Source organism: Sphaerotilus sp. (genome assembly GCF_031429695.1).
Taxonomy (GTDB): Bacteria; Pseudomonadota; Gammaproteobacteria; order Burkholderiales; family Burkholderiaceae_C; genus Sphaerotilus.
The window spans coordinates 42291-52305 of the sequence record NZ_JANPAB010000052.1; the positions used below are offsets into that span (position 1 = coordinate 42291).

Here is a 10015-nt window from a genome sequence, read left to right on the forward strand (position 1 = left end):
GTTATGAGCCGTTATGAGCCTGCAGGCTCAAACAAAACATCAGGGGAACGGGAATGGGCTGGGAACTGGACACCGTCGAGCGACCGCTCGTCGAACAACTCGTCAGCATGGGCTGGCACCACACCGAGGGCCACCTCGACGACCCGGCCCGCAGCGGCCGGCGCCACTTCACCGAGGTACTCCAGGAAGACACCCTGCGCCGCCAGCTCCACGCGTTGAACCTGCGCGAAGTGGCGGGCCAGTGGCAACCCTGGCTCGATGCCGAGCGCCTCGGCCAGGCCATCAGCGCACTGACCCGGCTGCCCGCACACAAGCTGATCGAGGCCAACCGCGCCGCCACCGAGCTGCTGCTGAACGGCCTGACCGTCGAGGGCCTGCCTGGCTGGGATGGTGGCCGAGGTCAGACGATCCACTTCATCGACTGGGCCCACCCGGAGCGCAACGTGTTCACCGTGGTCAGCCAGTACCGCGTGGACTGCCTGCCCGGTTTCAGGCGCGGCGCCGCCTTCATCGTGCCCGACCTCGTGCTGCTGGTGAACGGCATCCCGCTGGGCGTGGTCGAGTGCAAGAGCCCCTCGGTACCCGAGCCGCTGGTCGGCGCCGTGGACCAGTTGCGCCGCTACAGCAACCAGCGCCGGGCGAGCGGCGAGGTCGAGGACCACGAAGGCAGCGAGCCGCTGTTCCACACCAACCAGCTCCTGATCGCCACCAGCTTCGACGAGGCCCGCGTGGGCAGCATCGGCGCGGGCCTGCGCCACTACGCCGCCTGGAAGACCGTGGCCGGCCCGGACGGGCAGGGCAACGAAGCCGACGTGGCGGAATCGCTCGGCAAGGCCACGCTGTCCGAACAGGAACGGCTGGTCGCCGGCCTGCTGCGCCCGACCCACCTGCTCGACGTGGTGCGCCACTTCACGCTGTTCATGCACACCGACGGCCAGACGATCAAGACCGTCTGCCGCTACCAGCAACTGCGCGCCGTCAACCGCGCCCTGCACCGCCTGCGCACCGGCGCCACCCGCACGCAAGACGGGGAACACGACCGCCGCGGCGGCATCGTCTGGCACACACAAGGTTCCGGCAAGAGCCTGACGATGGTGTTCCTGATGCGCAAGCTGCGCACGGACCCGGCGCTGCGGCGCTTCAAGGTCGTCGTCGTCACCGACCGCACCGACCTCGAAAAGCAGCTCGCGGACACCGCCACGCTCACCGGCCAGCAGGTGCTGCGCGCCACCTCGGCCGACGACCTCAAGCGCCATCTGCGCCGCCAGACGCCCGACATCGTCTTCGGCATGATCCAGAAGCAGCGCGGCAGCGACGACGCCGCGGGCGAAGCCGGATTGCAGGCGAGCGATCTGCCCAAGCAACTCGGCGCCCGCGAGCCGGCCCCGGCCTACCGCATCGGCACCGCCCTCGCCCAGCCGCCCGAGATCCTCAACGCCGACGCCCACATCCTCGTGCTGGTGGACGAGGCCCACCGCAGCCAGGCCGGCGACCTCCAGGCCGCGCTGCAGGCGGGCCTGCCGAACTGCGCCCGCATCGGCTTCACCGGCACGCCCATCCTGATGGGCGACAAGAAGCGCACGCACCAGATCTTCGGCGCGTTCATCGACCGCTACACCCTGCGCGAAGCCGAGGCCGACGGCGCCATCGTCCCGATCCTCTACGAAGGCCGCACCGCCCACGGCGCGGTCAAGGACGGCGCCAACCTCGACGAGCTGTTCGAAGACTTGTTCCGCGACCACAGCCCCGAGGAGCTGGAGGCGATCCGGCAGAAGTACGCCACCAAGGGCCAGATCTTCGAAGCGCCTGACCTGATCCGGGACAAGGCGCGCGACATGCTGCGCCACTACGTGACGCACATCCTGCCCAACGGTTTCAAGGCCCAGGTCGTCGCCTACAGCCGCCTGGCGGTGGTGCGCTACCTCGACGCCTTCGTCCTCGCCCGCGATGAACTGCTCGCAGAAGCGAATGCGCTGGACCCCGACCTCAAGGCGCTCGACGACGAGGCGCTGTGCCAGCGTCCGCCGCGTGTGCAGGCGCAAGTCCAGGCCTGGCGCTACCGGGAGACGCTGCGCCGGCTCGACTTCGCGCCCATCATCTCGGGCAGCCACAACGACGACCCCGCCTGGAAGGTCTGGACCGACGCCCCTGCGCAGACCCAGCGCATCGATCGTTTCAAGAAGCCCCTGCTGCACGCGGACCCGACCAAGGCCGACCCGCTCGCGTTCCTGATCGTCAAGTCGATGCTGCTGACCGGCTTCGACGCGCAGATCGAGGGCGTGATGTACCTCGACCGGCCGATCCGCGAGGCCGAGCTGCTGCAGACCATCGCCCGCGTCAACCGCACCGGCCACGGCAAGAAGGTCGGCATCGTCGTCGACTACTTCGGACTGGCCCACCACCTGAAGGACGCCCTGAAGGTCTACGCCGACGAGGACATCGAGGGCGCGCTGCAGAGCCTCAAGGACGAAGTACCCGTGCTGCGCGACCAGCACTTGCGCGTCACCGACCTGCTGCGCCGGCGTGGCATCGACGATCTGGACGACCACGAAGCGTGCGTGGCGGTGCTGGCCGACGAGCGCCTGCGCGCCGAGTTCACGGTCAAGCTCAAGGCCTTCCTCGACACGCTGGACGTGGTGCTGCCGCGCCCGGAAGGACTGCCCTACGCAGCCGACGCCAAGCGCCTCGCCTTCATCCACGCCCGCGCCCGCAACCGCTACCGCGACACCCCGGTGCTGGGCAAGGACGTGGGCGCCAAGGTCCGCCGGCTGATCGACGACCATGTGGTGTCGATGGGAGTCGATCCGACCATCCCTCCGATCAGCCTGACCGATGCCGACTTTGGCAAGACGCTGGCCCGCGAGCCCAACGACCGCGCCAAGGCCTCCGAGATGGAACACGCCATCCGCGCCCACATCCGCGAGAACATCGACGCCGACCCGGTCGCCTACCGCAAGCTGAGCGAGCGCCTGCGGGCCTTGCTGGACCAGCTCGGCGAACAATGGGCCGACCTCGCCCAGGCCCTGCAGGGCCTGATCGCCGACATCCGCAGCGGGCAGGTGGCCCAGGACGACACGCCCGCGGAGGTGCCCGAACACTGCGGGCCGTTCCTGCGGCTGCTGGTCGATGCAGTGGCGGCAGAACACACGGTCAGCGCCGCCGAGCAGCAAGCCCTGACCGATCTCGCCGTGGACATCGTGGACACCATCGTCGCCGAGCTGACCCCGACCTTCTGGCGCCCGAACCGGCAGCCGGCCCAGGACGCACTGGCGTCGCAGGTCTTCGAGCGGCTCATGGGCCTGCGTCATCCGCCACTGCCGAACGTCGATGCGCTGGTGGATCAGGTGATGGCGCTGGCCCGGGCCAACCACGAGCGGCTGCTGAAGGCTTGACATGGACACGCTCCAGATCGACGACCTGCAGTTCGAGGTGCGGCGCAGCGCCCGGCGGCGTTCGCTGGAGATCACTGTGGACCGGGGTGGGGAGCTGATCCTGTCCGTACCGACCGACTGCCCGGATGAGCGTCTGCAGGACTTCGTGCGCCGCAAGCGGATGTGGATCTACCAGCAACTGGCCCGCAAGGCAGCCACGTCGGCAGCGGTGCGGCCGAAGGAGTTCGTGGACGGAGAGGGCTTCGCCTACCTGGGGCGGAGCTACCGGCTGAGGCTGGTCCCGCCGGGAGAGTCCACCGCAGCGGTGAAGCTGGTCGGTGGACGCTTTGTCATGCCGAGCACCTTCGCCCCGGAAGGCCGCATGCACCTGATCCGCTGGTACACCGACCGGGCGCGACCCTGGTTGGCGCACAAGGTCAAGGCGTACTCAGCGCGGATGGAAGTCGATCCGACCGGCGTGCGGGTGCAGGACCTGGGCTACCACTGGGGTTCGTGCGGCAAGGGCGACTGGCTGTACTTCCACTGGAAGACGATCCTGCTGCCGGCGCCCATCGTCGAATACATCGTGGTGCATGAAATGGCCCACCTCCACGAACCCCACCACACGCCGGCGTTCTGGCGCCGGGTGGAGCGGGCGATGCCAGACCACGAGCGGCGGCGGGTCTGGCTGGAGGGGCATGGGCTGGAGGTCGAGGGACTAAAAGAGGATTAAGGTTTTGATCCTCATAAATAGCTAAGCCATTGATTTATATAGGAATAAAAGTTTGAACTCTGCCCGTTCAAGCTTTTACGTGCGCTTGGCCAACGCCTGAAGCGCCTCCAAAATCACAGCCTCAGCCTCGATGCGTTGCTCTTCGCTGCGGAATTCGATGCGAAGCGACGTGCCTCGCGCCTGGTACTGACAGAACTCCAATCGACCGACCCGAACGCGAACGGGTGCCTGAGGAGCTGCGCGGGCAACGGAAATGGCCACTTTTCTGGCCGCATGGCGAATCGCCTCTTTCTGCGTGAGGCGCCCTTCGACAAGCTGCTCCACGGCGTCGATCACCTCAGCCTTTCGCCCCGATCGGCACAGCTTCGCCATTTCGGCGGCGCAGCTCATGCCGATCACTTCAGGTCGACGTTCAACCAGGAGCAACGCCTCTTCGGGCAGATGGTCAAATGAGAACAGCATCGAGATGATTGACTCGGACACACCAGCATCCTTGGCCATCTGCTTCTGACTGTGGCCGGTCCGGTCACGCTCGGCCTTGAAGCCCAGGTACTTCTCGAAGTCAGACAGCGACGGCTGGAGCAAATTGGCATAGAAGGCCGATCGATCCACGTGATCAGCGTCCAGCTCCATCACGACCACGGGAATCAACGCTCGACCCAAGGATCGATACACCTCGGCCCGGTTGTGCCCGGAGATGATCTCGAACCGCCCGTCGGCCACCCGCTGCACCGTGATCGGATGAATCAGCGGGTTGTTCGCCAAGTTGCCCTTGAGTTCATCGAACTGTTCTGGCGTCAGGCGACGCCGGCGATGGGGCACCTCGATCAACACGTCCAACGGCAGTTCGATCGGCGCCTGGTCCAGCTTCGCCCGGTAATCGGCGGCAAGCGCCTCCGCCTTCTTCGCCCGGTCGTTGAGCGCATCGATGGTCGGCTGCATGAACGCTGTGGCACCTGGTGCCGTGGTGGCGCGCAAAGGCCGGGTATCGACGACGGTCTTTTGAGCGGCGATTTGAGCCAGTGCATCGTCGCTACGCGATTTCAGATCCTTGAGTCCCATGATCAGTTGCCCTTCCACACCGTGGCGACCACAGACTGGTCGATCATCTCGACGAAGGTGTCGTAGGCGTCGCGTATCTTCTGGTAGGTCGCGGCAGCACCGTCGTACTTCGCGATGTCATAGATGGTGCCGAACTGGACTGCCCCGACACTGGCGGCCTGGCTCTTGGGAATTTCCACGGTCAGCACGTATTGCCCATACGTCCGAATGATCCAGTCCTTGACCACGGACGACGCAATCGACTTGGTCTCGACACGCGACAGCAGCACCCGCATGAACGCAAAATCTTTCTCGAATCCTCGGCTGTTCTTGAGCGCGCCCAGGGTCTCCGACAGCAGGTTCCAGAACGCCACGGACGAAGCGTAGTCAAGGTTGTCCGGCGGCAGCGGCATCAGCAGACCATCCGACGCGATCACGGCATTGACGGCCAGGTAGGACAGCGCCGGTGCGGTGTCGAAGATGATCACGTCATAGTCATCGCGCAGCGGATCGATTGCCTGGTTGAGGATGTTCCACCACGCGATGTCCGGATCACGGGAATGGATCGGGAGGAAGATCTCGGCGTTGAACAGATGCGGCGCGGCAGGAATGATGTCCAACCCATCCCAATACGTCTCCTGGACGGCATAACGAACGTCTTTCGGAGCTTCCGACAGCGGGGGATAGGTGATCGGCGCCACCGTGTGCTCTTCCATGATCTCAGCAGCCGGCAGCAAGCCTGTCAGCGTGGTGGCCGACCCCTGCGGGTCAAGGTCCACGATCAGGACGCGTCGCCCTCTCAGCGTCAGGCCCTGCGCGAGGTTGAATGCGGTCGTGGTCTTGGTGGAACCGCCCTTGAAGTTGACCACCGCGATCGTCGCTGCGCGTGCGTGCTCGGGCCTGGGCGGGATTTTTGCCAATCGGCGAACCCAGATCCTGGTGTCCACCAGCGAGAACTCGCGGCGCTTGCCATTGCCACCGTGAGAGCCGGACGGCAGGTCTCCGCGCTTGGCCAGGTAGGTGATCTGTTTGGGGTCAATGCCGCACAGGGCAGCGACCTGTGCGCCGGTGTAGACGGGTGGGCGCTTGCGTGGATGCGGCTCCAGCATCTTCTCGCGCAGACCATCCAGCGTCGCGTTGGCCCGGTCGGCCAGTTCGACAAGGTCCGCCAAAGAAAAGCGCTGAGGCTGAGGCTGCGATTGCAAGAACGGGATGGACATTGATTACCCATGAATTTCGAGGTGTTATGCAATTTTCTTGTAAACCTCGAAATTTGGCAACCAATTTCAACTGGCTAGACCGGCAGGGCTGCGGACAGCACCTCCTGCTCATGCTGAAGCACCTGTTCGATCGAAGGCTCCCCCCATAAGTCGTTGGCCAGCCATCGCTCAAAAAACCCGACTGCGATCCGGCTTGCACGGGATGTGACTTGGAGCATTGAGACGGTCTGCTGCGCGTTATAGCGGTTGACCAATGTTTGGCGCTCGGGCTCGGTGAGCTGCTGCAGATGCGCGGCCGCCTGAGCGACGCGCTGACGATTCAGCATGCCGCGACTGTCCTGCAGAGTCGCCGCAGCCGGAGGTGCGGTTCTCTTGCGAATGACTTCAACCTCGGGCAGCAGCTCAGCAGCCGGTTGCGTCAGTTCCATTGACGGGACAGCCTCATTGTTGGCGTAGCCCAGCGTCAGTGCCTTTCGGAAGTAGGCAGCAGGTTGCACCAACGGCGCGGACGTTGCATCCGCCATCCGATTGCGCGTGAACGCGAGTGCTTGTGCAAGTGCTTCAGCGCTGTGCTGGTCCAGCAACTTGCGTCCATCCAGCCGAGAAAATCCGATCCGTTCCAGATCCGACAACAGATCAAGCTCGGAAGCACTCTCCACGGATGCCCCTGCGTCAACCGCTTTCGCCTTGCGCACGACCGTGAATCGGACCTTGTCGATGCGCCGCCCAACCTTGGTCTCCACCAAGGCAATCTGGTGCCCTGACTCCGTGTTGATCTCCCGCACAGAGGGCAGAAGGACTTTGGATTTGAAGTACTTGTACTCCTGGTAGGTCTTGCCGTCCGCCGACTCTCCCAGGATCATGTCTCGGAACTGGGTCCACGATACCTCGGCTGTCTGCCCCAGCTTCTCGAAGCGTATGCAGAACTCCCAGATCGCCAGTGCCGGTGCCCGCTTGAACCGACGCACCACGCTCATGTCGATCATCGCGTACATGTCCGGGTTGAGTACCCGTTCGCGCATCTGACTGCTGATCTGGTACCGGATCACGTCACTGCGTATCTCCAGCTCAGGGAACATCACGGAGGCTTTCCAGTGGATGCGCTTGGCTGGCAGCGCCATGACATCCCATTCGAAGACGATCGACATGAGTGCCTCGGCGGCATCCTTCAGGTATTGCCGATTGTTCGAGTCGAACCCGATCGTCTGTGACAAGTCGCGAATGTTGAATTCCCACCAGCCTGATGCATCGGGTTGTGCTTCGATCGCATGTTTCAGCCAAGCATTCCCCAGCTTGCGCTGAAGCAAGGTCAACGGAGTCCGAGGTTTGCTATGCACTGCCTGGACCGCTTTGCGAAATGCGTCTGGGGTGTCGCCCTGCGAGACAGACACAGTCTGAGTGGGTGGGATCTTGTTGCGTGCCATCTTAAGGTCACCGTGAGGTTTTTAGATGGTAACCAATTTCGGCATTTGCCCTTATTTTTTCTCACCGCTTTGAACAAGCAGCCCTGTTGTTCTTTAAGAAGAACTTTAATCCTTTAATACATTTACGGTCGATTTTTCTTTTATGAATCAATGACTTAGATCGACTCAGGTGACTGTTCATGGGACGATAGGTCGCCATCTGTGGGTGTTCAGGTCGCCATTCATGGGTGGAAAGGTCGCCGAATATGGGACGTGAGGTTGCCGCCTATGGGAATGGTCGCCATTCATGGGATCGATCAAGGTGGAATGCAGGCTGCCTTCGTGGCGATGCTTCTTGATTCTGTCGATGAATGAATGTGGGCAGTCGCCTGCACCAAGCGAAGGCATTGACGTCTAACGCGGCGCAAGTTGCGCAAATCGGATGGCATCTCGATGTCGTCACACAGATGCAATCGATGCGCACCAAGCACACACTTTGGATGAAGTTGTCTGTCAAGGCGGACCGATTCCGAACGACATGCCTGCATCGGTCGGAAAATTCATCCCATGCTTGGCAACCCTTACCAAGGCTGGGTGCTGGTCATGCCGTTCGAATGCATGGACCTTGACTCGGTGCGAGTCGATGCACCGTCGAAGACTTGGTTTTGGTAGTTCAGATTTTTAAGTCATTGATTTTAAAGGGATTTAAAAAATGTCTCAGTGAGAATGAGATGAGCAGATGCTATCTGCGCAGGACAAACCATCCCACAAATGGAGACCTGTTTGTATAAAAGATACTAACGCACATTGTTGTGGGACAGATTCTCCTAAGTTCAATGTCCTATCGAGAACGCTTCTCTTAAGAGTTTTGGCGTTAGTATTTAAATTAATCGCAGCTCTCCCAGGGTCAGAGCCAGTACTCCCACGCCGCGAGATCGATGGCATCCGACGCCACCAGGTCGCGCTCGAACATGGTCTGCACCTGCTGTCCGAAGTCGGTGCCCAGCATGACAGCGTTGAGTTCGTGGTTGTGCAGGAAGCTGCGCCAGTCCAGGTTGGTCGATCCCACCGTGGCCCACACGCCGTCCACCAGCGCCGTCTTCGAATGCAGCACGACGCCGCGCCGTTCGTGGATCCTCACGCCAGCGCGCAGCAGGCGGGCGTAGTGGCTGCGCCCGGCGTGGAAGACCAGCCACGAATCGGTGCGGGCGGGCAGGATCAGCGTCACCTCGACCCCTCGCGCCGCTGCGCCCACCAAGGCTGCCAGCAGTTGCGGGTCGGGCGCGAAGTAGGCGTTGGTGATGCGCACGCTGGTCTCGGCACTGCCGATGGCCGACAGCAGCGTGGCGTAGATCAGGCTGTAGGCCTCCTCGGGTGAGCTGCCGATGGCGCGCACGACCTGCGTTCCCATGGCCGGCAACGGCGGAAAGTAGGCACGCGACTGCAGTGGCGGTCCCTGCTGGCTTTTCCACGCGGCGAGGAAGAGCTTCTGCAGTTCGGCCACCACGGGCCCCTGCACCTGCAGGTCGGTGTCGCGCCAGGCCAGCGCGGCGTCAGGGTCGACTCGCCTGGCCTTGCCAAAGGAGCCGCCCGAATACACGCTGCTGATGTTGATGCCCCCCAGGAACGCCGTGTGGCCGTCGACAATGAGCAGCTTGCGGTGGTCGCGCTGGTTCCATTGCCAGCCTTCGCGCGCCGTCAGCGGGTTGACGGGGTTGAACTCCAGCACCTGCACGCCGGCATCGCTGAGGCGCTGGAAGAAGGCGGCCGGGGTACCGAAGGTGCCGACGCTGTCGCGCAGCAGGTTGACCTGCACGCCCTGCGCCTGCTTGTCCAACAGCGCCTGTGCGAACTGGCGGCCGATGGCATCGTCGTCCAGGATGTAGGTCTCCATGTTGATGTGGTCTTGCGCCGCGGCGATGGCACTCAGCATGGCGCGGTAGGTGGCCGGGCCGTCCTGGAGCAGGCGCACCGCGTTGCCCGTGGTCAGCGGGCTGCCGACGATGGCTTCTTCCAGCGCCAAATGGCGGCTGAAGATGTCGGTCGGCTGCCCGCCGCGCTCCAGGCGCTGCAGGATGGCACGGCTCTGTGCGGCCGACAGCGGGCCGTGCTCACCCTCCAGCGGCACTGGCCGCGCCGGTTGGCGCGCCAGGTCGGGCACAAAGGTGGGCAGGCTGCTGCAACTCAGGCACAGCATCACGGCTGTGATGACGGCCACGTACAGCCCGAGGGCTCGGCGGCGGGTGT

The 10015-nt window shown here is 63.5% G+C and carries 6 protein-coding genes; 2 read left to right on the forward strand and 4 right to left on the reverse strand.

Annotation, left to right across the window (positions count from 1 at the left end):
- Positions 1 to 53: 53 nt before the first annotated feature.
- Positions 54 to 3392 (forward strand): type I restriction endonuclease subunit R, encoded by a 3339-nt coding sequence (locus RMP06_RS08940; protein WP_310461426.1) that lies wholly within the window; start codon positions 54 to 56, stop codon positions 3390 to 3392.
- Position 3393: 1 nt separating this feature from the next.
- A complete protein-coding gene (locus tag RMP06_RS08945; RefSeq protein WP_310461427.1) occupies positions 3394 to 4104 on the forward strand; it encodes a M48 family metallopeptidase in 711 nt (236 codons plus the stop codon).
- Between the two features lie 75 nt (positions 4105 to 4179).
- Here RMP06_RS08945 and RMP06_RS08950 read toward each other — a convergent pair whose 3' ends face one another.
- The 4 genes from RMP06_RS08950 to RMP06_RS08965 form a co-directional block, all read right to left on the reverse strand.
- A complete protein-coding gene (locus RMP06_RS08950; protein ID WP_310461428.1) occupies positions 4180 to 5166 on the reverse strand; it encodes a ParB/RepB/Spo0J family partition protein in 987 nt (328 codons plus the stop codon).
- 2 nt (positions 5167 to 5168) lie between these two features.
- Positions 5169 to 6365: a ParA family protein gene (locus RMP06_RS08955; protein ID WP_310461429.1), complete on the reverse strand. Its 1197-nt coding sequence runs from the start codon at positions 6363 to 6365 to the stop codon at positions 5169 to 5171.
- Between the two features lie 74 nt (positions 6366 to 6439).
- A complete protein-coding gene (locus tag RMP06_RS08960) occupies positions 6440 to 7789 on the reverse strand; it encodes a replication initiation protein (protein ID WP_310461430.1) in 1350 nt (449 codons plus the stop codon).
- Positions 7790 to 8675: 886 nt separating this feature from the next.
- Positions 8676 to 10015: phospholipase D-like domain-containing protein (locus tag RMP06_RS08965; RefSeq protein WP_310461431.1), on the reverse strand; the 1340-nt coding region annotated here is incomplete at its 5' end.